The sequence below is a fragment of the Pseudomonas sp. XP2 genome (assembly GCF_053557975.1).
On sequence record NZ_JBNRIK010000001.1, the window covers coordinates 7816 to 32952 of the forward strand.

21 protein-coding genes are annotated in these 25137 nt (G+C 63.0%); 9 read left to right on the top strand and 12 right to left on the bottom strand.

Annotated features, from left to right (window positions below; all coding sequences use genetic code 11):
- Positions 1-55 precede the first annotated feature (55 nt).
- Genes ACK1VC_RS00040 through ACK1VC_RS00050 form a run of 3 tightly spaced genes read left to right on the top strand, consistent with a single transcriptional unit; the run spans position 56 to position 3884 of the window.
- Complete coding sequence (locus ACK1VC_RS00040; RefSeq protein WP_197884376.1) at positions 56-1114, top strand: putative 2-aminoethylphosphonate ABC transporter ATP-binding protein; 1059 nt, start codon at positions 56-58, stop codon at positions 1112-1114.
- A 1-nt stretch (position 1115) separates the two neighbouring features.
- Positions 1116-2840 carry a putative 2-aminoethylphosphonate ABC transporter permease subunit gene (locus tag ACK1VC_RS00045; protein ID WP_191087081.1) on the top strand — a complete coding sequence of 575 codons (1725 nt, stop codon included), beginning with the start codon at positions 1116-1118 and terminating at the stop codon, positions 2838-2840.
- Between the two features lie 18 nt (positions 2841-2858).
- On the top strand, positions 2859-3884 hold the full coding sequence (locus ACK1VC_RS00050; RefSeq protein ID WP_016489674.1) for a putative 2-aminoethylphosphonate ABC transporter substrate-binding protein: 1026 nt from the start codon (positions 2859-2861) through the stop codon (positions 3882-3884).
- Between the two features lie 456 nt (positions 3885-4340).
- Here the strand turns inward: ACK1VC_RS00050 and ACK1VC_RS00055 are convergent, their stop codons facing one another.
- Together ACK1VC_RS00055 and ACK1VC_RS00060 are read right to left on the bottom strand one after the other, a co-directional pair.
- Positions 4341-5705 (bottom strand): GTPase/DUF3482 domain-containing protein, encoded by a 1365-nt coding sequence (locus tag ACK1VC_RS00055; RefSeq protein ID WP_060516944.1) that lies wholly within the window; start codon positions 5703-5705, stop codon positions 4341-4343.
- Positions 5698-7089 (bottom strand): DUF2868 domain-containing protein, encoded by a 1392-nt coding sequence (locus tag ACK1VC_RS00060; protein WP_191087080.1) that lies wholly within the window; start codon positions 7087-7089, stop codon positions 5698-5700. The genes ACK1VC_RS00055 and ACK1VC_RS00060 overlap by 8 nt, the downstream gene beginning before the upstream one ends.
- A gap of 53 nt (positions 7090-7142) precedes the next feature.
- On the opposite strand from ACK1VC_RS00060, the gene ACK1VC_RS00065 reads away from it, so the two are divergent.
- Positions 7143-7658: a dihydrofolate reductase gene (locus ACK1VC_RS00065; protein ID WP_016489671.1), complete on the top strand. Its 516-nt coding sequence runs from the start codon at positions 7143-7145 to the stop codon at positions 7656-7658.
- Positions 7659-7692: 34 nt separating this feature from the next.
- Here ACK1VC_RS00065 and ACK1VC_RS00070 read toward each other — a convergent pair whose 3' ends face one another.
- The gene (locus ACK1VC_RS00070) at positions 7693-9084 is read right to left on the bottom strand and encodes an L-cystine transporter (protein ID WP_023048385.1); all 1392 of its coding nucleotides are present in this window, start codon (positions 9082-9084) and stop codon (positions 7693-7695) included.
- A 245-nt stretch (positions 9085-9329) separates the two neighbouring features.
- Here ACK1VC_RS00070 and ACK1VC_RS00075 point away from each other — a divergent pair, with 245 nt between their 5' ends.
- Positions 9330-10385, top strand: coding sequence for a haloacid dehalogenase-like hydrolase (locus ACK1VC_RS00075; RefSeq protein WP_191087079.1), 1056 nt, complete (start codon positions 9330-9332; stop codon positions 10383-10385).
- Positions 10386-10497: 112 nt separating this feature from the next.
- On the opposite strand, the gene ilvD is transcribed toward ACK1VC_RS00075, so the two are convergent.
- The 3 genes from ilvD to ACK1VC_RS00090 form a co-directional block, all read right to left on the bottom strand.
- Positions 10498-12339 (bottom strand): dihydroxy-acid dehydratase, encoded by a 1842-nt coding sequence (gene ilvD / locus ACK1VC_RS00080; protein ID WP_016489668.1) that lies wholly within the window; start codon positions 12337-12339, stop codon positions 10498-10500.
- Between the two features lie 371 nt (positions 12340-12710).
- Positions 12711-13703, bottom strand: a complete 993-nt coding sequence (locus ACK1VC_RS00085) for a hypothetical protein (RefSeq protein ID WP_145913570.1) — start codon at positions 13701-13703, stop codon at positions 12711-12713.
- A gap of 194 nt (positions 13704-13897) precedes the next feature.
- Complete coding sequence (locus ACK1VC_RS00090) at positions 13898-15094, bottom strand: class I SAM-dependent rRNA methyltransferase (protein ID WP_016489666.1); 1197 nt, start codon at positions 15092-15094, stop codon at positions 13898-13900.
- A 233-nt stretch (positions 15095-15327) separates the two neighbouring features.
- Between ACK1VC_RS00090 and ACK1VC_RS00095 the strand changes: the two genes are divergently transcribed.
- Together ACK1VC_RS00095 and mutM are read left to right on the top strand one after the other, a co-directional pair.
- On the top strand, positions 15328-16146 hold the full coding sequence (locus ACK1VC_RS00095) for an HDOD domain-containing protein (RefSeq protein WP_172455958.1): 819 nt from the start codon (positions 15328-15330) through the stop codon (positions 16144-16146).
- A gap of 3 nt (positions 16147-16149) precedes the next feature.
- The gene (gene mutM / locus ACK1VC_RS00100) at positions 16150-16962 is read left to right on the top strand and encodes a bifunctional DNA-formamidopyrimidine glycosylase/DNA-(apurinic or apyrimidinic site) lyase (protein WP_016489664.1); all 813 of its coding nucleotides are present in this window, start codon (positions 16150-16152) and stop codon (positions 16960-16962) included.
- A 161-nt stretch (positions 16963-17123) separates the two neighbouring features.
- Here the strand turns inward: mutM and ACK1VC_RS00105 are convergent, their stop codons facing one another.
- The 3 genes from ACK1VC_RS00105 to ACK1VC_RS00115 all read right to left on the bottom strand — a co-directional run bounded on the left by ACK1VC_RS00105 (position 17124) and on the right by ACK1VC_RS00115 (position 19583).
- Positions 17124-17375: a YfhL family 4Fe-4S dicluster ferredoxin gene (locus ACK1VC_RS00105; RefSeq protein ID WP_016489663.1), complete on the bottom strand. Its 252-nt coding sequence runs from the start codon at positions 17373-17375 to the stop codon at positions 17124-17126.
- A 108-nt stretch (positions 17376-17483) separates the two neighbouring features.
- A complete protein-coding gene (coaD, locus tag ACK1VC_RS00110) occupies positions 17484-17963 on the bottom strand; it encodes a pantetheine-phosphate adenylyltransferase (protein WP_016489662.1) in 480 nt (159 codons plus the stop codon).
- A gap of 189 nt (positions 17964-18152) precedes the next feature.
- Positions 18153-19583, bottom strand: coding sequence for a coniferyl aldehyde dehydrogenase (locus ACK1VC_RS00115; protein ID WP_191087078.1), 1431 nt, complete (start codon positions 19581-19583; stop codon positions 18153-18155).
- 150 nt (positions 19584-19733) lie between these two features.
- Here ACK1VC_RS00115 and ACK1VC_RS00120 point away from each other — a divergent pair, with 150 nt between their 5' ends.
- On the top strand, positions 19734-20399 hold the full coding sequence (locus tag ACK1VC_RS00120) for a TetR/AcrR family transcriptional regulator (protein ID WP_016489660.1): 666 nt from the start codon (positions 19734-19736) through the stop codon (positions 20397-20399).
- Between the two features lie 35 nt (positions 20400-20434).
- Complete coding sequence (locus ACK1VC_RS00125; RefSeq protein ID WP_191087077.1) at positions 20435-21289, top strand: sulfurtransferase; 855 nt, start codon at positions 20435-20437, stop codon at positions 21287-21289.
- Between the two features lie 46 nt (positions 21290-21335).
- Here ACK1VC_RS00125 and ACK1VC_RS00130 read toward each other — a convergent pair whose 3' ends face one another.
- From ACK1VC_RS00130 to ACK1VC_RS00140, 3 genes are read right to left on the bottom strand one after another with little or no spacing between them, the layout of a single operon-like run.
- Positions 21336-22328 carry a hydrolase gene (locus ACK1VC_RS00130; RefSeq protein WP_023048382.1) on the bottom strand — a complete coding sequence of 331 codons (993 nt, stop codon included), beginning with the start codon at positions 22326-22328 and terminating at the stop codon, positions 21336-21338.
- Between the two features lie 60 nt (positions 22329-22388).
- Positions 22389-23762 (bottom strand): M16 family metallopeptidase, encoded by a 1374-nt coding sequence (locus ACK1VC_RS00135; RefSeq protein WP_016489657.1) that lies wholly within the window; start codon positions 23760-23762, stop codon positions 22389-22391.
- On the bottom strand, positions 23755-25056 hold the full coding sequence (locus ACK1VC_RS00140; protein WP_191087076.1) for a M16 family metallopeptidase: 1302 nt from the start codon (positions 25054-25056) through the stop codon (positions 23755-23757). Before ACK1VC_RS00140 ends, ACK1VC_RS00135 begins: the two co-directional genes overlap by 8 nt.
- Positions 25057-25137 lie beyond the last annotated feature (81 nt).

Consider the following 25137-nt stretch of genomic DNA (forward strand, 5'->3'; position numbering starts at 1 on the left):
AGAACCTTCGCACAGCCTTCCTAGCATGGCCCCATCTCTTCGATGAGGCCCTGCCATGAACCACACCACCCCCGGCGCACAGATGAAAGTGCGCAACATCCACAAGCGCTTCGGTGCCTTTACGGCGCTCAACGATGTCTCGCTGGACATCGCCGCCGGCGAACTGGTGTGCCTGCTCGGCCCGTCCGGCTGTGGCAAGACCACGCTGTTGCGCTGCATCGCCGGCCTGGAGCGCCAGGACCGCGGCACGCTGTATATCGGCGAGCGCGATATCTCCGAGCTGCCGCCCCAGGCCCGTGACTACGGCATCCTGTTCCAGTCCTACGCGCTGTTCCCCAACCTGACCGTCGAAGCCAACATCGGCTACGGCCTGACCGGCAGTGGCCGCGAGCAGGCCCGCCAGCGGGTGGCTGAAATGCTCGAACTGGTAGGCCTTTCTGGCAGCGAGAAGAAATACCCTGGCCAGCTCTCTGGTGGCCAGCAGCAACGTGTGGCCCTGGCCCGTGCGCTGGCGCCGTCGCCATCCCTGCTACTGCTCGATGAGCCGATGTCGGCGCTGGACGCCCGGGTGCGCGAGCACCTGTGCACCGAGCTGCGCCAGCTGCAACGCCAGCTGGGCATCACCACCTTGATGGTGACCCACAACCAGGACGAAGCCATGCTGATGGCCGACCGCATTGCGGTGATGAACAACGGCCAGGTCGAGCAGTACGCCACCCCGCAGGAAATCTACGACCAGCCGGCCACGCCGTTCGTTGCCGAGTTCGTCGGCCAGGGCAACTGGCTGCCATTCCAGCGCAGCGGCGACAGCCATGCCCAGGTTGGCGGCATGAACATGCGCCTGGCGCCGGGGTCGGCCCAGGCCAGCAGCGGCCGGCTGTTCTGTCGCCCGGAGGCGATCACGGTCAACCCGGTGGTACACGAAGAAAACCTGTTCCCGGCTATGGTCCGCGAAATCACCTTTCTCGGTAACCGCTGCCGCATGAGTTTTGAACTCAAGGCCCTGCCAGGCCATGCCCTGCTGGCCGAGCTGGCCCCCGAGGCCATGCCGCGCCTGGGTTCGCAGGACATCTGGGTGGCATTGCCACCGCAGAGCCTGCAGGTGTTTGCCTGAGATGGCCGCGCCAATGTCCTTACCGCTGAGCCAGGCCAAAGCCGCGCCGCGTGCTGGCGTTGCCTTGGGCGACCGGTTGTTCGTCGTCGGCGGCAAGAGCCTGCTGCTGATCCTGTTGGTGCTGGCCGTGCTGATGCCGCTGCTGGCGATCTTCTGGCGTGGCTTCAGCGCGGACGCGGGCCAGGGTGGCGGCTTGCTGGCAGCCAGGGAGCTGTTCGCCAGCGACAACTTCCACTGGTTGCTGGGCAACAGCCTGTCGGTGGCTTTCACCGTCGCGGCCATTGTGGTGCCGCTGGCCTACCTGTTTGCCTATGCCCTGCAACGTACGCTGATCCCGGCCAAGGGCCTGTGGCGGGGGATTTCGCTGCTGCCGCTGCTTGCCCCGTCGATGCTGCCGGCCATCGCTTTGGTCTACCTGTTCGGTAACCAAGGGCTGCTACGCGGGTTGCTCAGCGACAACATCTACGGCTTCTGGGGCATCGTGCTGGGGGAGGCCATCTACACCTTCCCGCATGCGCTGATGATCCTGCTGTCGGCGCTGTCGCTGGCCGATGCTCGGCTATTCGATGCTGCCTCCAGCATGGGCGCCGGCCCAGGTCGGGCGTTCACCAGCATCACCTGGCCGGCCACGCGCCAGGCGGTGTTTGCGGCGTTCTGCCTGGTGTTCACCCTGACCATCACCGACTTCGGTGTGCCGGTGGTGGTCGGTGGCGACTATCAGGTGCTGGCGCTGGAGGCCTACAAGGCGGTGGTCGGCCAGCAACAGTTCGGCCGTGGTGCGCTAATCGGCATGGTGCTGCTGTTGCCGGCCCTGTTCAGCTTCAGCGTCGACGCCTGGCTGCGCCGGCGCCAGGGCGACGCCATGAGCGGCCGCGCCCAGGTGTTCGAACCCAAGCCATCGCGTGGCCGCGATGCCTGCTTCCTGGCCCTCGTGCTGCTGGTGTGTGCGGCATTGCTGCTGGTGATCGGCATGGCGGTGTATTCGTCGCTGGTCACTTTCTGGCCATACAACCTGTCATTGTCGCTGCGTCACTACATGTTCGAAGACACCGCCGGTGGCGGCTGGCTGGCCTACCGCAACAGCGTGACCATGGCCATCGGCACCGCGCTGATCGGCAGCATCGTGATTTTCACCGGTGCCTACCTGATGGAGAAGACCCAAGGGCAGCGCCTGCTCAACCAGGTGCTGCGCCTGCTCAGCTTTATCCCCATGGCCGTGCCGGGCCTGGTGCTGGGCCTGGGCTACGTCTTCTTCTTCAACCTGAACGGCAACCCGCTGCATGTGCTGTACGGCAGCATGGGGCTGTTGGTGGTGTGCACCATCGCCCATTACCTGACCACCGCGCAGATGACCGCAACCACCGCGCTGCGCCAGCTTGATGGCGAGTTCGAGGCCGCGGCGCTCTCGTTGAAGGCGCCGCTGTACAAGCACTTCGTGCGGGTCACAGTGCCGATCTGCCTGCCAGCGCTGCTGGACATCATCCGCTACCTGTTCGTTTCGGCGATGACCACGGTGTCTGCGGCGATCTTCCTGTACAGCCCCGACACCATCCTGGCTGCCGTTGCCGTGCTGAATATGGACGATGCCGGCAACGTTGGCGGTGCTGCTGCCATGTCCACCCTGATCCTGCTGACCAGTGCCGGCGCTTCACTGCTGCTGGCCGCAGCCTCACGCGGCCTGCTGCGCCGCTCCCAAGCCTGGCGCCAACGCGCCGCGACCGTCTGACCTGTAAGGAACCTATCCATGTACAAGCACCTTGCACTTGCCGCTGCTGTTTGCACCGTGTTCAGCCTGCAGGCTTCGGCCGCCGGTACCCAGCTGACGGTCTACACCGCACTGGAAGCCGAGCAGTTGAAGAGCTACAAGCAGGCCTTCGAGAAGGCCAACCCGGACATCGAGATCAAGTGGGTACGCGATTCCACCGGCATCATCACTGCCAAGCTGCTGGCCGAGAAAGACCGCCCGCAAGCCGACGCGGTATGGGGCCTGGCAGCGTCCAGCCTGGCCATTCTCGACCAGAACGGCATGCTTGAAGCCTACGCACCCAAGGACCTGGGCAAGATCTCCGGCAACTACCGGGACGCTGCCAACCCGCCGGCGTGGGTGGGCATGGACGTGTGGGCCGCAACCATCTGCTTTAATACCATCGAGGCCGAGAAGCAGGGCCTGAGCAAGCCGGTGAGCTGGCAGGACCTGACCAAGCCGGAGTACAAGGGCAAGATCGTCATGCCGAACCCGGCCTCGTCGGGTACCGGCTTCCTTGATGTGAGTGCCTGGTTGCAGACCTTTGGTGAGCCGCAAGGCTGGGCCTACATGGACGCACTGCACCAGAATATCGGCCAGTATGTTCACTCCGGCTCCAAGCCGTGCAAGCTGGCGGCTGCGGGCGAGTTCCCGATCGGTATCTCGTTCGAATACCCGGCTGTGCAACTGAAGCGCCAGGGCGCGCCGCTGGACATCGTGTTGCCGAAGGAAGGCCTGGGCTGGGAGATCGAGGCGACTGCTGTGATCAAAGGCTCGCCCAAGGCGGATGCGGCCAAGCGCCTGGCTGATTTCTCGGCCAGCCCGGCGGCGATGGAGCTGTACAAGGAAAACTTCGCCGTGCTGGCCGCGCCGGGTATTGCCAAGCCACAGACCGAGCTACCGGCGGACTATGAACAGCGCCTGATCAAGAACGACTTTGCCTGGGCATCGAAGAACCGTGACCAGATTCTGGCCGAGTGGCGCAAGCGCTACGACGGCAAGTCGGAGAAGGTGGCCCAGCAGTGATTGAGTGAGGGCTGGCAGGGGTATGGCTTGCGTGGTGTGGCGCCTGCAAGATCGAGCGCCGCCCGCGCGGCGCTTCGCGGGGCAAGCCCGCTCCCACATTTGTTGCAACGTGGCCATGCCTGTGGAAGCGGCGTTGTCAGCCTTGGTGCATGTCTTGAAACAGGGCGGGGCGGCGGCGGCGGCAGCCAAGTAATCGGGTCAAGCCATCAAGGCTTACAACTATGGCCTGACAGGTTTGGCACGTTGCAACGAATGTGGGAGCGGGCTTGCCCCGCGAAGCGCCGCGCGGGCGGCGCTCGATCTCACAGGCGATGGAAATGCATAGGCAAGCGCCTGGCGGCCCTAATGCAATTTGCCAGAAACCATAGAATCTCCCACAGAGACCGCACACGCCTAAAAAACTGCGCTATCCCTGTGGAAGCGAGCTTGCCCGCGAGGAGGCCAGACCCTGCGGGCTCAGATCTGTGAAACCAACGCCTCCAACTGTTCCTGCCGCTCAGCCTGATTCAGCTTCGCCCCGGGGTTGAGGGTGGACCACTGTGGGTGCGCCCGCGCCTTCACCAGTGCTTCTGGCAACTTGCCCTCGCGCCATGCCTTCTCATCCAGCTCACCCAGCCTGATGCTGTCTTGCGCCGCATGCCCGCGGTTATCCAGCGCCACCATCAACTGCTGCTGACGCAAAGCCAGCAGGCGCAATACCGTGTCGTCCACGGTCAGCTCGCGTTTGCCCTTGAGCTTGCCCATCAACCGTGAGCCATAGTTACGCGCCGTCTGCAGCGCACCGCCGGCAATCGCCCCGGCCAGCGCTGCCGCGCCGAGGGTAAGCCCGCCGACCAGCAGATCGACGCCGGCCCCGGCTGCAGCGCCGGCCGCCACGCCGCTGCCCAGGCGCACGCCCAGCAGCTTCAGGGTTTCAGGATTGAACAGGTCATCGCCCCAGCGGCCATCGAGCAACGGCAGGTCGCTGGCATGGGCATCCTCGCGGCGGAAGGCATACAGCTTGAGCAGGGCTTCGACGCAACGCTGTTCACGTTGGCGTATGTCCTGGCGCAGGGCCTCTATGGCCTTGGCTTCGGCCGCTGGCTCGGCCTCGACGCTACGCCGGCAGGCGGCGCAGTCCAGCAGCAACTCGGCAATCAGCCGCTTGCCACTGTGCTGGCGGGCCAGGCGCTGTGCCTGCTGGTCGTCGATCAGCCGCTGCAGGGCCGGGCGAGCATCCTCCAGCAGCAGGGCCAGGCTTTCATATAAGCGGCGCTCGCCATCCTCGGGCGGGGCCACGCTGTCGAACCGCACCAACGCGTGAAGCCCAAGCCGGGCAAGGGCTTCACGCCATTGCGGCTCGCGGTGCTGATGGCTGGCGACGAAGTTGAGCACCGGCAGCAACGGCTTGCCGCAGCTGGCCAGCACTTCCAGTTCGTCGCGGTATTTGGCCAGCACCGGCTCGCGCGCGTCGATCACGTACAGGCCGGCATTGCTGGCCAGCAACTGGCGCAGCACCTTGGCCTCCTGCTCGAAGCGCTGGCGCGCCTCGCTGCCTTGCAGAAAGCGCTCCAGACGTGCCGGGCCGTCCAGGCGCTCGCCCGGGCGCTCCAGCCGCTCCAGGTAGTCGAGCAGGGCAATGGCGTCCTCCAGGCCCGGGGTGTCGTACAACTCCAGCAAGGGTTCGCCGTCCACCGACAAGCGCGCACCTTCTACATGGCGGGTGGTGCTGGGGCGGTGGGACACTTCGCCAAAGCCTACGTCGCGGGTCAGCGTGCGCAGCAGCGAGGTCTTGCCGACGTTGGTATGGCCGACCACGGCCAGTTTCAGTGGCTCAGTCATGGCCATGCTCCAGCCAGATCAGTGGTGAGGTGTCGGCGTGCTGCAGGCCAAGGCGGTCGAGGGCTTCGTGCCAATCGCCCAGGCGCTGGGCATCAACAGCCTGGCCGGGTGCGGACTGCAGTAGCCAGATACGGGTTGCGCCGGCATTGCGCGCCAGTTCGGCGAGCAACGCCAGGCTGCCGCGGTCGGGTGAGCGCCGGGGGTCGCAGGCGATGGCCAGGCGTGCCGGGGGGAAGCGGCTGAGTTGTTCGAGCAGCCTGTTGCGCGATTCGCGGCTGTCGAGCACGCCAGCATCGATCACGCTGTTCGGCAGGGCGGGCGGCCAGGGGCGCTGGTCGTCCAGTTCCAGGCCCACCAGCAGGGCACCGCTGCTGCCGCTTTCCAGCTGGCCGGCGGCAAACTGTGGCAGGGCCTCGGGCGCGGCATCCTGCACGCCGATGCGTTCGCTGCGCGGCATCAGTGCATCACGCAGTTGCGCGTAGCCGGGCAGGCTCAAGTCCAGTGCCAGGCGCTCGCGGCCTTGGCGCCAGCGCCACAGGCACAATGCAGCCAGTACCAGGCGTGGTAACAGGCCATACACCAGCACCACCCCCAGCAACCAGCTGGCCCAGGCCTGTCGGGCTTGCTCCAGGGCCGGCAAGGTGTCGCCGCTGGCGCGGATCATGGCTTCGTCAGGCACGGCAAAGCCCAGCAGCGAAGGCAGGGCGCCCAGGGCTTGGGTCAGGTGGATGAACGGGTCGGCGGCAAGCAGCGTGGTTTCCCAGACAAAACCATAGCGCCGGGTCGCCAGCAAGGCCAGCAGCATGCCCAGGGCGGTGAGCATGGCCAGCAGCCACAGGCCATGCACCAGCAGGCCGAGCAGCCAGCGGTTCAGGCGTTGGCGTTGCAGCAGCACCAGCAGCGCAGGTGCCAGGTGTGCGGCCTTGGCATCGCGGGCAAAGCGTTCACTCAGCCATAGCCACAAGCGGCCCAGCCCTGCGCCATGCTCGCCGCTTACGGCAAAACCGATGGCCCAGCCCAGCAGCATCAGCAGGTTCAGCCCGAGCAGGCTGCCCAGGGCCCAGAACACGTTCACCGGCCGCTGCCCGTCGCCCAGGGCGGCCAGGGCCAGGCCCGCGCCGCTGAGCACGGCCATCAGCAGCAAGGCCAGCAGCGCCAGGCGCGCGCCTTGCTTCCAGTGGCGCAGGGCGGTGCTCATGCCATCGCGTTCGGCCAGGAACAGTGCACGGGTTTCGATGCGGGCCGCCAGGTCGCCGCCCAATTGGCGGGCGCGACGGTTGGCTTCCTGGTCCTCCAGGGGGCCGGCGTGTTCCTCGCGCAGGCGTACCGCTTCGGTGAGCCAGCGCTTGTCCAGTGGAGTCGGTCCAGTCACAAGGTCTTCCATTGCACGGTTCAGGGCAGAAGCATAACCCACCGCGGGTTTGCTATCCTCGCTGCATGACGACTTCACTCCCCCTCAGCCTGATTGCGGCGCTCGCCGAGAACCGCGTGATCGGCATCGACAATTCCATGCCCTGGCATTTGCCGGGGGATTTCAAGTACTTCAAGGCCACCACCCTGGGCAAGCCGATCATCATGGGCCGCAAGACCTGGGACTCCCTGGGCCGACCGCTGCCGGGGCGTTTGAATATCGTGGTCAGCCGCCAACCGGGCCTGGAATTGGCGGGTGCCGAGGTTTTCGCCTCGCTGGAAGACGCGATTGTGCGCGCCGGGCAGTGGGCACGCGAGCAGGGCGTGGATGAGCTGATGCTGATCGGCGGCGCGCAGTTGTATGCACAGGCGCTGGAGAAAGGCTTGGTGAGCCGTATGTACCTGACCCGGGTGGAGCTTGAGCCGGAAGGTGATGCGTGGTTCCCCGAGTTCGACAAAGGGGAGTGGCAACTGGCGTCGAGTGAAGCGCAGGCAGAGGCGGACAAGCCTGCGTATCACTTCGAGGTGTGGAACAAGGTGTGATGATTCTGGGGCCGCATTAGCGGCCCCAGCCGTTTCAGGAGTGGCTCAACTCGGCGTGCTCATCGTCAGCCAGCACATCCTTGTCTGTCTCCTTGAGCAGTTGGCTGGTCACCACGCCTGCGGTCATCGAGCCATTGACGTTCAACGCCGTGCGGCCCATGTCGATCAGCGGCTCCACCGAAATCAGCAACGCCACCAGCTCCACCGGCAAGCCCATGGCTGGGAGCACGATCAGCGCGGCAAAGGTGGCCCCGCCACCCACGCCGGCAACCCCTGCAGAACTCAGCGTGACGATGGCCACCAGGGTAGCGATCCACAGCGGGTCGAAGGTATCGATGCCCACCGCCGGTGCCACCATCACCGCCAGCATGGCGGGATAGAGGCCAGCGCAGCCGTTCTGGCCAATGGTGGTGCCGAACGATGCGCTGAAGCTGGCAATCGACTGCGGCACACCCAGGCGGCGGGTTTGCGCTTCGATGTTCAGCGGAATGCTGGCGGCGCTGGAGCGGCTGGTGAAGGCGAAGGTCAGCACCGGCCACACCTTGCGGAAGAAGCGCAGCGGGCTCACACCGGTCGCCGCCAGGATGAGGGCATGCACCACGAACATCAGCCCCAGCCCCAGGTACGACACCACCACGAAGCTGCCCAGCTTGAGGATGTCTTCCATGTTCGAGCTGGCAACCACCTTGGTCATCAACGCCAGCACGCCATACGGGGTCAGTTTCATTACCACCCGCACCAGGCGCATCACCCAGGCTTGCAGGGTGTCGATGGCCGACAGGGCGCGCTCGCCTTTCTCGGCATCGTCCTTGATCAGCTGCAGCGCGGCCAGGCCGACGAACACGGCGAAGATCACCACGCTGATGATCGACGTCGGCTTGGCCCGCGCCAGGTCACCCACCGGGTTGCTGGGGATGAACGACAGCAGCAGCTGCGGGATGTTGAGGTCGGCGACCTTGCCAGCGTAGTCGCTGTGGATAACCTGCATGCGGGCGCTTTCCTGCACACCGGCCACCAGGCCTTCGGCACTCAGGCCGAACAGGTTGGTCAGCACGATGCCGATCAGCGCGGCAATGGCGGTGGTCAGCAGCAGGGTGCCGATGCTCAGCACGCTGATGCGGCCCAGCGACGAGGCATTGTGCAGGCGCGCCACGGCGCTGAGGATCGAGGCGAAGATCAGCGGCATGACAATCATCTGCAGCAGGCCCACATAGCCGTTGCCGACCAGGTCAAGCCAGGCGATGGTGGCCTTGAGCACGGGGTGGCCAGCGCCGTAGATCGTGTGCAGGGCCAGGCCGAAGACGACGCCCAGCACCAGGCCCAGCAGTACCTTCTTGGCCAGGCTCCAGTCGGTGCGGCGGGTTTGTGCCAGGCCCAGCAACAGGGCCAGGAACGCCAGCAGGTTTAGGGACAGCGGCAGGTTCATTGAAGCTCCAGCAGAAAAAGGCAGAATTGGCATCGCCTCTGTGAGCGATTGCGAACGGAAATGCTAACAGCCTGAAAACAAACGAATTTATACCCAAATGGAATTTGCATAGTCGTTTATGGAATAACGAAGTGTCGCGTATTGCAATGAACACGGCGTTTACGGCTGTCTGGAGGTCGTTATCGAGGGTTGCCAGGGGTGATTGTTGCACTAGCGTTTCTGGGTCACTTTCAGGAGATTCGTACATGAAATCCGCTGTGAAAGCTGCCGCCATCGGCCTGTCCCTGCTGTTCAGTATCGAAACCTTCGCCACCGAGCTCCAACATTGGCCTGCCGAGGCGGCCAGGCAGCTCGACAGCATGATCGCCGCCAATGCCAATAAAGGTAACTACGCGGTGTTCGACATGGACAACACCAGTTACCGTTATGACCTGGAAGAAGCCTTGCTGCCCTTCATGGAAAACAAAGGCCTGCTGAGCCGCGACAAGCTCGACCCTTCGCTGAAACTGATGCCGTTCAAGGACACTGCCGAGCACAAGGAAAGCCTGTTCAGCTACTACTACCGGTTGTGCGAAGTCGACGATATGGTCTGCTACCCGTGGGTGGCCCAGGTGTTTTCCGGTTTTACCCTGAAGGAGTTGAAGGTGCAGGTGGATGAGCTGATGGCTTCGACCAAGCCCATCCCCAGCACTTATTACGAAGGTGACCAGGTCAAGGGCATCGAAGTACAGCCCCCCAAGGTCTTCAGGGGCCAGGCCGAGCTGTACAACAAACTGATGGAGAACGGCATCGAGGTCTATGTGATTTCTGCTGCCTCCGAGGAACTGGTGCGCATGGTCGCATCAGATCCCAAGTACGGCTACAACGTGAAGCCGCAGAACGTGATTGGCGTGAGTCTGCTGTTAAAGGACCGCAGCAATGGCCAACTGACCACGGCGCGCAAGCAGATCAGTGCCGGCCATTACGATGCCAAGGCCAATGAAGGGCTGGAGCTGACCCCGTATCTGTGGACCCCGGCTACCTGGATGGCGGGCAAGCAGGCGGCCATCCTGACCTACATCGATGAATGGAAGAAGCCGGTGCTGGTGGGCGGCGACACGCCGACCAGCGATGGCTACATGCAGTTCCACGGGGTGGATGTGGGCAAAGGTGGCATCCACCTGTGGATAAACCGCAAGGCCAAGTACATGGACCAGCTCAACGGCATGATTACCAGGAATGCGGCGGCGCAGGCCAAGGAAGGGTTGCCGGTGACGGCGGACAAGAACTGGGTGATCGTGACGCCGGAGCAAATCCAGTAGTTGTTGCGTTGTCTGTTCCGGCCTCTTCGCGGGCGTGCCCGCGAAGAGGCCGGAACAGGCATAAAAAAACCGGCACCCAAGGCGCCGGTTCTTCTTTCACGCTAGAAAAGCCTCAGAGCCCTTCGAGCATCGCCTTGTTGCGCACCGCACCTTTGTCGGCACTGGTCGCCAGCAGGGCGTAGGCCTTCAGCGCGGTGGTTACTTTGCGTGGGCGTACTTCAGCGGGTTTCCAGCCCTTCTTGTCCTGCTCGATGCGGCGCTCGGCCAGCGCTTCGTCGCTGACCAGCAGGTTGATCGAACGGTTAGGGATGTCGATCAATACCTTGTCGCCATCACGGACCAGGCCGATGGCGCCGCCAGCAGCAGCTTCTGGCGAGGCGTGGCCGATCGACAGGCCCGAGGTGCCGCCCGAGAAGCGGCCGTCGGTGAGCAGGGCGCAGGCCTTGCCCAGGCCTTTGGACTTCAGGTACGAGGTCGGGTACAGCATTTCCTGCATGCCCGGGCCGCCTTTCGGGCCTTCGTAGCGGATGATCACGATGTCGCCGGCCTTCACCTCGTCGGCGAGGATGCCGCGCACGGCGCTGTCCTGGCTCTCGAAGATTTTGGCGTTGCCCTCGAACACGTGGATCGACTCGTCGACACCGGCGGTTTTCACCACGCAACCGTCGACCGCGATGTTGCCGTACAGCACGGCCAGCCCGCCTTCTTGCGAGTAGGCGTGCTCGAAGCTGCGGATGCAGCCGTTTTCACGGTCGTCATCAAGGGTTTCCCAACGGGTCGACTGGCTGAATGCGGTCTGGGTCGGGATACCGGCAGGGCCGGCCTTGAAGAAGGTGTGCACGGCTTCGTCATCGGTCTGGGTGATGTCCCATTTGGCGATGGCTTCTTCCATGCTGCGGCTGTGCACGGTCGGCAGGTCGGTGTGCAGCAGGCCGCCACGGGCCAGCGAACCGAGGATGCTGAAGATGCCGCCGGCGCGATGCACGTCTTCCATGTGGTACTTCTGGATGTTCGGCGCCACTTTGCACAACTGCGGCACTTTACGCGACAGGCGGTCGATGTCACGCAGGTCGAACGCGACTTCGCCTTCCTGGGCTGCGGCCAGCAGGTGCAGGATGGTGTTGGTCGAGCCACCCATCGCGATGTCGAGCATCATGGCGTTTTCAAACGCCTTGAAGTTGGCGATGCTGCGGGGCAGCACCGACTCGTCGTTCTCGCCGTAGTAGCGCTTGCACAGCTCGACGATGGTGCGGCCGGCAGTGAGGAACAGCTGCTCGCGGTCGGCGTGGGTGGCCAGGGTCGAGCCATTGCCCGGCAAGGCCAGGCCCAGGGCTTCGGTCAGGCAGTTCATCGAGTTGGCGGTGAACATGCCGGAGCACGAACCGCACGTCGGGCAGGCACTGCGCTCGTATTCGGCGACTTTTTCATCGGAGGCCGAGGCATCGGCGGCGATGACCATGGCGTCGACCAGGTCCAGGCCGTGGCTGGCCAGCTTGGTCTTGCCGGCTTCCATCGGGCCGCCGGAAACGAAGATCACCGGGATGTTCAGGCGCAGGGCGGCCATCAGCATGCCGGGGGTGATCTTGTCGCAGTTGGAGATGCACACGATGGCGTCGGCGCAGTGGGCGTTGACCATGTATTCCACGGCGTCGGCAATGATCTCGCGGCTTGGCAGCGAGTACAGCATGCCGTCGTGGCCCATGGCGATGCCGTCATCGACCGCGATGGTGTTGAATTCCTTGGCCACGCCACCGGCGCGCTCGATCTCGCGGGCGACCAGCTGGCCCAGGTCCTTCAGGTGCACGTGGCCCGGGACGAACTGGGTGAACGAGTTGGCGATGGCGATGATCGGTTTCTTGAAGTCTTCGTCTTTCATCCCGGTGGCACGCCACAAGGCACGGGCGCCGGCCATGTTGCGGCCTTGGGTGGAAGTCTTGGAACGATAATCAGGCATGAAGCACTCCTGGCGGCTTAATCAGGTCACAAAAAGGGGAGTGAGCTTCTCTTTTCCTATGCGCCTTAGGCCGGTTGCCACTGGCACGGATGGGGCCGAAGACAGCACGGGATCGCCGCGTGCTCGACCAGAGCTCATAAACCCGCCGGGGATGACTGGCGATGAATAGCCCGATTCTACACCGCTGGCGCGGCGAGGGAATGGCGATGTGTCTGGGCGGTGGCATCGGGCGCGCGATGGGCGTTTTTGCAGGACCGTTCTGAAACCCGCCCCGTGGCGCTGACAAGCAGTGCACTCCAAGCCTTAAGCTGCCTTGAAAGGCCAGCTGCTATCGGCTTGCCACGAACCCATAGCTGCAGCTGAATGCGGTGTTAAGCGCTTTTTATAACGATTGAGCGCGTGTGAGATGAGCAGGTGGCTGCTGGGGTGCGTACCAGTGCCACTAGTTTAAAACTTGACATGTAATCAAGGTTGGGTTTTGAAAGCGTGTGCTCTACCGTTTCTGTGGGCTCACTTATTTTTTTGTGAGCAATTTCATTTTTACGCGAAGCACTGTTCAGGGCCAGTAAAAAAACTTCATCGCCCGCTATCAGCTCGGCGCTCAATGCTGTGGTAAAAGCATATTTCCCTGGGCTGCTCTCAACAGCACTCATCTGGGCGGGGGAGTAGGCGTCCTCCGCGTACATGTGGGTCGGGTTCGGAGCCAATACCTGAGCTTCGCTCCAGAAGCTGACAGAGGGGGAAGTGCGTGCCTCGCCGTCACGGACGACTTGATAAATAATGTGCACTTCGCCGCCGTTGGTGGGGAACGTCAATTCTTTTCCAATGGCTATTTCGAGTGGTTGCCCCACGTCGCCGAATTGTTCTTCAAGTATCCCACTGGCGAGAGGGTGGGACCCTACAAAGAACAGCCGAATGGTATCGGATGGTGTGGCGCCAGGGTACACGGGTATCGTAACGCTGAACCCATTTTTTACAGCGTCCCAAGGCAGCACGCCTTCTACGATGTCTTTTGCAACAGGATGATAGAGCTCTGCACCGAAATCATACGTGGTGGTCGGTGATGTATTGCCAGTTCTAACGATTATGTAATTTAACGTGACGCGGCGCCCATGCTGCTCATTCAGCCGTTCGCCGGATATGAAATGTTCGATTGTTTCCCCGGGCGCTTCACAATCTAATAATATAAAGCTGCTTATCTGGCCCACGTTTATGACGATGTGGTCGCCTTTCTGGAATACGCTCGACCCTGGAATCAGGATGGTTATGCCTTGGTTTAGTGTTTCAAACGGTAAGAAGTTATCGCTGTTGGCTTCTTTAATGGTTGGGGCTTCCAGCCCTTGGTGGTGATGGTTATTCCTCATTGCCGTTTTCTCCAATTTTCCCGGGTGGCTGGGCTTATTGGAATCCGGTGAGGGGGCGAAGACAACTGGCAGAAATGCCAGGCGTAGGCCCTTAATCGACACTGCTGTACGAAATATGGGAAGGGCCTCGGCTGTGCAGGCCGAGGCCGTAATCGTCGTTTCGGGAAACTAAACGGAATTCCCGGAATCCTTACTTAACTGTTGGGCAGCAACCGGCAGGTGATGCTCTTGATGTAGCGGGTTTCTGCAATGGCCGGGTGTACCGGATGGTCCGGGCCTTGGCCACCGCGCTCGAGCAGCTGCATGTTGCGGTCCAGGTGGCGGGCGCTGGTGAGCAGGATGTTGTTCAGGTCGTCCTCGGGCAAGTGCATCGAGCACGAAGCGCTGACCAGAATGCCATCTTTGTTCAGCATGCGCATGGCCTGTTCGTTCAGGCGGCGGTAGGCCGCTTCGCCGTTTTTCAGGTCCTTCTTGCGTTTGATGAAGGCGGGTGGGTCGGCAATGATCACGTCAAAGCGCTCTTCGGCAGCCTTGAGCTCGCGCAGGGCTTCGAACACGTCGCCTTCGATGCAGGTCAGCTTCTCGCTGATGCCGTTCAGTGCAGCGTTACGCTCCACGCCATCCAGGGCAAAACCCGAGGCATCGACACAGAATACTTCGCTGGCGCCGAAGGCACCGGCCTGCACGCCCCAGCCACCGATGTAGCTGAACAGGTCGAGTACACGCTTGCCCTTCACGTACGGCGCCAGGCGCGCGCGGTTCATGCGGTGGTCGTAGAACCAGCCGGTCTTCTGGCCTTCACGCACCGGGGCTTCGAACTTGACGCCGTTCTCTTCCAGCGGCACCCAGTCCGGCACCTCGCCGTAGACGGTCTCGACATAGCGCTGCAAGCCTTCGGCATCACGCGCAGCGGAGTCGTTCTTGAACAGGATGCCGCTGGGCTTGAGCACCTGCACCAAGGCAGCGATCACGTCGTCCTTGTGCGCTTCCATGGTGGCCGAGGCCAATTGCACCACGAGGATATCGAAGAAGCGGTCGACCACCAGGCCCGGCAGCAGGTCGGAATCGCCGTAGACCAGGCGGTAGCATGGTTGATCGAACAGGCGCTCGCGCAGCGACAGGGCGACGTTCAGGCGGTGTACCAGCAGCGACTTGTCCAGCGGCAGCTTGATGTCGCGCGACAGCAGGCGGGCGCAGATCAGGTTGTTCGGGCTGAGTGCGACGATGCCCAGCGGTTTGCCGTTGGCTGCCTCGAGAACGGCCTGCTGACCGGCCTGAAAGCCTTGCAGCGGGGTCGCGGTGACGTCGACTTCGTTGCTGTAGACCCACAGGTGGCCGGCGCGCAGGCGGCGGTCGGCGTTGGCTTTGAGGCGAAGGCTGGGCAGGGACATGACGTCGCTCCGGGAAAAAAGAGCGGGAGTATAGCGTGTCTGCGGTGCTTTCGCCTTTAGAGGTGCAGCGCCTGGGAGATCGAGCGCCGCGCGGGTGGCGCTCAATCTCGCAGCCGCTGCACCTGTCACGGCGAGCGCAGAGAGGGTTAAAATCCCCGGTCCTAAACGAGTGTGCACGTATGTCCCAAGAACTCAGCGCCGAACAGATCCAGCAAGCCTTGCAAGGCATCACCATTCCGCCGCAACCGCAGATCATGGTCGACCTGCAGTTCGAGCAATACATGCCTGACCCGGATCTGGAAACCATTGCCAAGCTGATTTCCCAGGACCCGGGGCTCTCGGGCGCCTTGCTCAAGCTGGTCAACTCCCCGCACTTCGGCCTTTCCAACAAGATCGGCTCGATCCAGCGCGCAGTGAACCTGCTGGGCAGCCGTTCGATCATCAACCTGATCAACGCCCAGTCGATCAAGGGCGAGATGAGCGACGAGACCATCGTCACCCTCAACCGCTTCTGGGATACCGCCCAGGACGTGGCGATGACCTGCCTGACGCTGGCCAAGCGCACCGGTGTCCAGGCCGCGGACGAGGCTTACACCCTGGGCCTGTTCCATGACTGTGGCGTGCCGCTGATGCTCAAGCGCTTCCCCGACTACATGGATGTGCTGGTGCAGGCCTATGCTCAGGCCAGCGCGCAAACGCGGGTCGTCGACACCGAAAACCGCGTGTTCAACACCAACCATTCGGTAGTCGGTTATTTCACCGCCAAGTCGTGGCGCCTGCCTGAGCACCTCACGGCAGCCATCGCCAACCATCACAATGCACTGGCCGTGTTCCGTGATGAGAGCTCGCGCAATACCCAGAGCCAGTTGAAAAACCTGCTGGCGGTACTGAAGATGGCCGAGCACATCTGCGCGTCCTACCGGGTGCTGGGCAACCAGGCGGTGGACCACGAATGGAACGCGGTCGGCCCGCTGGTGCTCGATTACATTGGCTTGTCGGAATACGATTTCGAAAACCTCAAACAGAACATTCGCGAGCTGAGCGGGCACTGACACATGCCGGAATTGCCAGAAGTAGAAACCACCCGGCGCGGTATCGCGCCCCACCTGGAAGGCCAGCGTGTCAGCCGCGTGGTGGTGCGTGACCGGCGCTTGCGTTGGCCAATCCCGGAAGACCTGGACGTGCGCCTGTCGGGGCAGCGCATTGTCAGTGTCGAGCGGCGCGCCAAATACCTGTTGATCAATGCCGAGGTGGGTACGCTGATCAGCCACCTGGGCATGTCGGGCAACTTGCGGCTGGTCGAACTGGGTTTGCCGGCGGCCCGGCATGAACATGTCGACATCGAGCTGGAGTCGGGGCTGATGCTGCGCTACACCGACCCGCGCCGCTTCGGGGCCATGCTGTGGAGCCTGGACCCGCTGAACCACGAGCTATTGCTGCGCCTCGGGCCAGAGCCGCTGACTGATCTGTTTGACGGTGAGCGCCTGTTCCAGCTGTCGCGCGGGCGGTCGATGGCGGTCAAGCCGTTCATCATGGACAACGCGGTGGTGGTGGGGGTGGGCAACATCTACGCCACTGAAGCGCTGTTTGCTGCAGGTATCGACCCGCGTCGGGAGGCGGGCGGGATTTCACGGGCGCGCTACCTGAAGCTGGCGATCGAGATCAAGCGGGTGCTGGCGGCGGCGATCGAGCGCGGCGGTACCACCCTGCGCGACTTCATCGGGGGCGATGGGCAGCCGGGTTACTTCCAGCAGGAACTGTTTGCGTACGGCCGTGGCGGGCAGCCGTGCAAGGTGTGCGGCACGGAGTTGCGCGAGGTGAAGCTGGGGCAGCGGGCGAGCGTGTATTGCCCGCGCTGCCAGCGCTAAGGTGTATCGCTGTCCCCTGTGGGAGCGGCCTTGTGTCGCGATGGGGCGCGAAGCGGCCCCATTGGTTTAGCTTCGCAGCAAAAATTGCCGGGGCCGCTGTGCGGCCCATCGCGACGCAAGGCCGCTCCCACAAGGACCGCACAGAGGCGAGCAGGCAGTGATCAGTCCTTGCCGGTAATCCGACGGTACTTGGCCATCAGCTGTTCTTCGGTTTCCGGGTGCGCTTCATCCAGCGGAATGCAGTCGACCGGGCAGACTTGCTGGCACTGCGGCTCGTCGTAATGGCCCACACACTGGGTGCACAGGTTAGGGTCGATCACGTAGATCTCTTCGCCTTGGGAGATGGCCTCGTTCGGGCACTCGGGTTCGCAGACGTCGCAATTGATGCAATCGTCGGTGATTATCAGGGACATGGGGACTCCGGCCGGGGCTCAGTGCCCGGGCATGTTCAACGCAATGGGCACAATTGTGCCGCATTCGCGCCCGCAGTGCACGCGGGCGCGATAATCAGGCGATTGGGCTTACTTCTTGAAGCGTTCAGTCAGCGCTTCGGCCACCACCGGGTGGACGAACTTGCTGATATCACCACCCAGTGCGGCGATTTCCCGGACCAGGGTCGAGGAAATGAACGAATACCGCTCCGAAGGCGTCAGGAACAGGCTCTCGACATCGGGGGCCAGTTGCCGGTTCATGTTCGCCAACTGGAACTCGTACTCGAAGTCGGACACCGCACGCAGGCCACGGAGGAAGACGTTGGCGCCCTGTTCCTTGGCGAAATGCGCCAACAGGGAGGAGAAGCCGATGACTTCGACATTGGGCAGGTGCTTGGTGACCTCACGCGCTAGCGCCACCCGCTGCTCCAGTGGGAACAGGGGGTTTTTCTTCGGGCTGGCCGCCACCGCGATGATCACGTGGTCGAACAGCCGCGAGGCGCGCTCGACCAGGTCGCCATGGCCTTTGGTAATGGGGTCGAAAGTACCCGGGTACAACACTCGGTTCATCGCGTCATCCTGGCTGGAGTGCGTTGGGGAGTCGGATGGTAGCGCAGCGACTGCGCCCGGCCAAGTCATGCGGCCAGCTGATGGCACTATAGACAGGGGCCGCAATCGTTGTCATGCACTGTGTGCCAGGCGGGCAATCAAGGCCTCGGTGAGCCTGGCACTGATGGCATACGGTGCACAGGCAGGCGCTCAGCGGATGAAAAGCTTGTAGACCAGGCGCTGCAAAGTTTTGCCGTAAGGCGGGTAGATCAGCCGTGCGGCGTTGAAGCGGTGCTTGGCGAGTATCGCCTTGGCCTTGCTGAAGGTCAGGAAACCGTCGTGGCCATGGTAGTGGCCCATGCCGGAAGGGCCGATGCCGCCGAAAGGCAGATCGTCCTGGGCTACATGCAGCAGGGTGTCGTTCAGGCAAACCCCGCCAGAGTGGGTGTGGCGCAGCACATGTTCCTGGGCGGCCCGGTCATGACCGAAGTAGTAAAGCGCCAGAGGGCGCGGGCGTTGGTTGATGTAGGCCAGCGCCTGGTCGAGGCTGTCGTAGGGCACCAGTGGCAGCAGCGGGCCGAAGATTTCGTCCTGCATTACCTGCATGCTGTCGTTGACGTCCAGCAGCAGGTGGGGTGGCAAGCGCCGGCCCTGGCGGGTTTCAGCGGGGTACAGGTCCAGTACCTGCGCACCTTTGTCGCGGGCATCGTCCAGCAGGTGCTGCAAGCGCTGAAGCTGGCGGGGGTTGATGATGGCGGTGTAGTCGGGGTTGTCGGCGATGCGTGGGTACATACGCCGCACGGCCTGCTGATAGGCGTCGCTGAAGGCTGATAGCCGTTCGCGTGGCACCAGCACATAGTCGGGGGCGACGCAGGTCTGGCCGGCGTTGAGGGTCTTGCCGAAGGCGATGCGCTCGGCGGCGCTGTCCAGCGGCGCATCGGCCGACACGATGGCCGGTGACTTGCCGCCCAGCTCCAGGGTGACCGGGGTCAGGTTCTGCGCGGCAGCCAGCATGACCTGTCGGCCTACGCTGGTGGCGCCGGTGAACAGCAGATGGTCGAAGGGCAAGCGGGCGAAGGCCTGGCCCACCTCTACCTCGCCCAGCACAACGCTGACCAGGTCGGCAGGAAACACTTGCTCCAGCAATTGTTTCAAGGCTTGGGCACTGGCGGGTGTGGCTTCACTGAGTTTGAGCATGACTCTGTTGCCGGCGGCCAGGGCGCAGGTCAGCGGGCCGATGGCGAGGAACAGCGGGTAGTTCCACGGCACGATGACACCGACCACCCCCAGCGGCTGATAACGTACTTGAGCGCTGGCGGGCTGGAAGGCCAGGCCGACCCGTCGCCGGCTGGCGCGCATCCAGCGATGCAGGTGCCTTTCGGCGTGACGCAGGCCCTGTATCGAGGGCAGCAGCTCGGCCAGCAGGGTTTCGTCGGCGCTACGCCCGCCAAAGTCCTCGCTGATGGCCTCGATCAATCCGGCCTGGCCGGCCAGCAGGGCTTCGCGCAGGCTTCTCAGCCATTGCAGGCGCTGGGCAGCCGGCGGCAGGGGGTTGCCGGCAAATGCCTGGCGCTGGGCAGCGAACATCGCTGCGAGGTCGAGGTCGGATTGCACTGAGGACAAGGCACTGGGCGCGTTCATGGCGGCTTCGGATCCGGGCAGTGAGTGCCTAGAGCCTATACTCTAATCTGCACGATGGTGCGAATTTTTCCGTGGCGTCGAACGGTGCTTCCACCAGCAATACGCCGTAAGATGATCCTTTGATGAAGGCCCGCAGACTGGGAGCTGAGCATGGCCCCGCGCATGAAGACCCGAGAGCGCATCGTGCAGAACAGCCTGGAGTTGTTCAACGAGCAGGGCGAACGCAGCGTCAGTACCAACCACATTGCCGCGCACATGGAAATCTCGCCCGGCAATCTGTATTACCACTTCCCCAACAAGCAGGCGATCATTGCCCTGTTGTTCAGCCAGTATGAAGAACTGGTCGACAGCTTCCTGCGCCCGCCCCAAGGCCGCAAGGCCACCGTGGAGGACAAGCGCTTCTACCTCAAGGCCTTGTTGGCGGCGATGTGGAACTACCGCTTCCTGCACCGCGACCTGGAGCACCTGCTGGACAGTGACGCGGAACTTGCCGCCCGTTACCGGCGTTTTTCCGAGCGCTGCCTGCGCCAGGGCCAGGCGATCTACCGTGGCTTTGTCGACGCGGGGATCCTGGCCATGGTGCCGGCGCAGATCGAATCGCTGACCATCAATGCCTGGATCGTGCTGACGTCCTGGGTTCGTTTTCTCAGCACCACGCGTGAGCATTCCGCGCATCTGGGTGAAGAAGCCTTCAAGCGGGGCGTCTATCAGGTGCTGGTGCTGGAACTGGGCTTCGTCACCGACAACGCCCGCGCCGCCGTGGACGCCCTATGCCAGGAATTCCATGTACCGTTCAACCAGGCTCTGGAGCGCTAGCCCAGGGCCCTAGTGCCATCGATCAGGAGATTGTCATGCCCCTTGCGCAATTGATCACCCCGCAGCAGTTGGTCGAGCGATTGGGCTCGCCCAAGTTGGTGGTCCTCGACTGTCGCTTTGCCCTCGAGGATGTGGACTATGGCCAACGCAGCTATGCCCAAGGGCATATTGCCGGGGCGCATTTTGCCGACCTGGACCGCGACCTGAGCGGGCCGGTGAGCAAGGGGCGCACCGGGCGTCATCCACTGCCAGATGCGCAGCGGCTGGTCGCGCGCCTGCGTGAGTGGGGCCTGGACAACGACAGCGAGGTGGTGCTGTACGACGATGGCCCGGGTGCCTTTGCCGCCCGGGCCTGGTGGCTGCTGGTCTGGCTGGGCAAGCGCAACGGTGTGGCTATCCTCGACGGTGGCCTGAAAGCCTGGCATGCGGCGCACCTGCCGTTGAGCCTGGACTCACCGCCCAAACGCGAAGGCACCTTCAGTGGTGAGCCGGATGCCAAGCTGCTGATCGATGCCGACCACTTGGGCAAGCGTCTCGGGAGCACAGACCTGACCTTGATCGACGCGCGAGCCGTGCCGCGTTTTCGCGGTGAGGTGGAGCCGATCGACCCGGTGGCGGGGCATATTCCCGGGGCCCAGTGCGCGGCGTTTACCGACAACCTGGGGGCTGATGGGCGCTTCTTGCCTGTGGATCAACTCAAGCAGCGCTTTGCCGAAAAGCTGGCCGGGCGGGCACCGGAGCAGTTGGTGTCTTACTGCGGGTCTGGGGTGACGGCTTGCCATAACCTGTTTGCGATGGCGCTGGCGGGGTACCCGCTGGGCAAGCTGTACGCCGGGTCGTGGAGCGAGTGGATCAACAACCCGCAGCATGCCGTAGCTACCGGCGAGTAAGCAGGCCCGGCGATCAGGCCGGTACTGCCAATGAAAACTGCGGTGCTTACTGGCCTTCGACCAGCCACTGCGGAATCCGCCGCTCCAGGTAATACCCTGGGTGACGCAGGCTGCCATCGACGAAGCCCACATGGCCACCGCGGCTGTGCAGTTCGAAGCGTGTTTGGGGTGCCAGTTCACGGGCCGTAGGCAGGCTATGGGCGGACACGAACGGGTCATCGCTGGAATGGATGATCAGAGTCGGCGTGCGGTTGTGGCTGAGAAAGAAGTGGCTCGATGAGCGACGATAATAATCGTGCACATCTCGAAACCCGTTGAGTGGGGCAGTGACTTTGCCGTCGAAGTCCCAGAATGTGCGCAGGTTGCTCAATTGCCCCAGCCGCTCCAGCGCCGCCAGCCGTTCATGCTGGCCCTGGTCGTGGAAGTGCCGCTGCTTGAGCTGAACGTACGCCAGCATCTCGCGCATGAAATGCGCCTGATACACCTTGGAGAACCCCTGGCCGATACGGTCGGCACAGTGGTCCAGGCGAAATGGCACCGACACTGCAACTGCCGCCTCCAGCTGGCTGGCAACGCCGCTTTCGCCCAGGTATTTCAACAGCACATTACCACCCAATGAGTAACCCACGGCATACAGCGGGGCCAACGGGCGCTGGGCGCGCAGGTGACTGACAATTTCCGCCAGGTCTTCGCTGGCACCGGAGTGGTAGCTGCGTGGCAACAGGTTGGGCTCGCCTGAGCAACCACGCCAGTTCACCGCCACGCTGGCCCAGTTGCGACGTTGCAACGCTTGCTGCAAGCCTTTTACATAAGGTGATTGAGACGATCCGGTCAGGCCATGCAGCACGAGTACCAGTGGCGCTTGTGGCTGATGCGGGCCGTGCCAGTCGAGGTCGATGAAGTCGCCGTCGGCCAGCCACAAGCGCTCGCGGTTGCGCTGCAGGTCTGGCAGTTTGCGCCACAGCGGCCCCCACAGCGTTTGCAGGTGGGGGTTGGACAGGCCGATGGCCGGACGGAAGGTGGCGCTTTGGCTGGGCATGCTGGGCAACTCGTGATGTGCCTGCCTAGAGTGCCATGAAAAAGCGCCACTGTACCTGCGCTATTGGTCGGTGGCTGGCAGCGGCTGTTGCTCGGCGCGTGGGCCGACACTGACACGTACTGCGTTGCTCAGATCCAGCCGACGCTGCATGACGGCGCGGACGTCTTCTGGTGTCAGCCTGGCGAGGCGCTCGATGCGGGTGGCGAGATAATCGGCGGGCTGGCGTTGATAGGTGATCTGCGTGAGCAAGGCTGCCAGGTGCTTGTTCTGTGCCACATCGCGCAGCAGTTGCCCTGCCAGCTGTTTACGCGCCACTTGCAGCTCGGCCTGGGTTGGCCCTTGGTCGATGAACTCGCGCAGCAATGTCACCACCAGTTCTTGAGAGCCTTCGACATACGCGGGCGTGATGTCCCATTCGGCGCTGAACAGGCCACCCGCGCTCAATGCATTTACCCGGGTATGGATGCCATACGTCAACCCGCGGCGGTGCCGCAGTTCATTCATCAAGCGGGATGCGATTCCCGACCCTAGCACCTCGTTGGCCAGCACCATGGCCTGATATTCCGGATGATGGGCGGGTACGCCCATGGGTAACGCAATCAGGACGGCACTGCTCGCGCCAGGCTGTTCGACGTTGAGCGTGGTGCCGGCTGCCGGGGCAGCCGTCGGCAGCTCGATTGCGGACCAGCCTTGGGGTAGGGCCTGACTGATCCGTTGTGCAATGGCCTGGGCCTGTGCAACAGAAACGTCACCCACTATCACGATGTCCAGGTTGCTTGCGCAGTAGGCACGTTGGTGGAAGCGCTTCAGATCCTCAGGCGTAGTCTGGTCTATCCCTTGCTGGGTGCTCCCCAGCGGGTTGCCATATTGATGCCCACTGAACAAATGACGAAAGGCTTCGCTGCGCGCCCTAAGGCGGGGGTATTGCTCACGAGATGCATTGTGCCGCAGCAGTTGGCATTTTATCTTGGCTAACGCGTCGGCGGTGAAGGCAGGGCGTGCGACGAGGTCAGTGAAAAGCGCCAGCGCCGGGTCGAACAGCGCATGGGTGCTCAGGCTTCGCAGGCTCAGGGTCGCGTGCTCCAGGCGTATCTGCTTCTCCAAAACAGCCCCCAGGCGCTCCAGTTGCTCTGCTTGCTGGGTGGCGGTGTGCAGCTGGCTGCCTTCGTCGAGCATGTACAACACCAGGGATGCCAGGCCGGGGAGTGCGGTGTCCTGAGTCGTGCCGGCCTTGAATCGCAGCACGATATCGACAATTGGCAGCCCTCGGGCTTCGACGAATTTCACACCTGTGCCGTTATCTGTGGTCCACGCTTGCACCTGCGTATCAATGGGTTCCAAGCGGTCAAGATCAACCCCCTGGGCCGAAACCAGGCCACCATGAACTGGACTGATCGCAGCAGGACGCTGTGGGTTTGAGCTCAAGTCATTCATCAGCGCTTGCCTTCTGGTACGTAAAGGTAATGGTGGTCCGGGATTCGGTCAGGAAGTCATAGGCAGCCAGGCCTACCTGCTCGGCTGTCACGGCTTCGATGGCTTGCCGTTCATCCTCCAGTGCAACAGGGTCCAGGCCACAGGCGGCCTGCTTGCCGATGGCATCTGCCTGGTGACTGATATCGTCCCTGTCGAATAATTGCCCGGCCAGAAGCCGTGCCTTGGCGCGCTGGAGGTCTTCTTTGCCGGGCGCTGACTGGCGGAACGCTTCGATCTCCATCAGCAGCCGTTCTGCCGCCGCCTCGGGTGCCACTTGCGGGCTGCAGAACGCGTAAATGATGAGCAGGCTGTCCCCACGCTGCCAGGGCTCGTACTTCGCCCCAACACCTTGCAGTAGCGGTTCATCGTGCACCAGCAGGCGCTGGAGGATGCTGGCTTGGCCTTGGGCAAGAATCTGGGGTAGCAGGCGCAGTGCATATGCTTGTGACTCAGACTGGGCGGTGCATTGACTGGGTAGGTTGAAACTGATGATCACACCCGTGCGCAGGCCTTGCTGGCGCAGGGTTTGGACGCGCCGAGCCAGCGAGGAGGGCTCTGCAGGTATTTGCCCGGCCGGCAGGCGGTGCGCGGGGATCGCTGCAAAATGTCGCGTTACCAGCGTTTGCAGTTGCGCCAGGGTAATGGCGCCGGCCACTGCAAGCGTCGCGTTGTTGGGGTGATACCAGGTCTGGTACCAGGTGCGTGCCGCCGCAGGCGTCATGTGGCCGAGGTCGGTCTTGTGGCCGATCACAGGCGTACCATAGCCGCTGTTGCCATAGGCCAGCAGCAGATGATGCTCCAGAGCCAATGCCCACGGGTTGTTATCGACATCCTCGCGTCGTTCGGCCATGACAACCGCCAGTTCGCGGGCAAAGGGTGCATCGCTGAGGGTGGCACTGGCCATGATATCGGCCATGGCTTCCAGGGCGATCTCCAGGCGGCTGGCTGGCAACGTCAGCGGGAAGGCCGTGGCATCCGTGAGGGTGAATGCATTTGCCTCACCACCCAACTGGGTCATGAGGGCGGAGTATTGGCCGCCAGCCAGTTTGCTGCTGCCTTCGAACAACAAATGTTCAAGGGCATGCGAAAGGCCGGTATGGCCTTCGGGCTCGTAGCTGGAACCCACGTGATACCAAAGCTGCACGCTGACCAGAGGTGCGCGGTGGTCTTCACGCAGACAGACGCGCAGGCCATTGGCGAGGGTAAAAGCACTTACCCGGCTAGCCGGTGTGGGCGGGGAGGGGTGTTCGGTCATGGTTGAAGTGCTCCTTCAAGAAACAAAGGAGCAGCTTCAGCCACGCAGGCGGCGGGAATGCGGTAACTAAGTAAGCCAAAC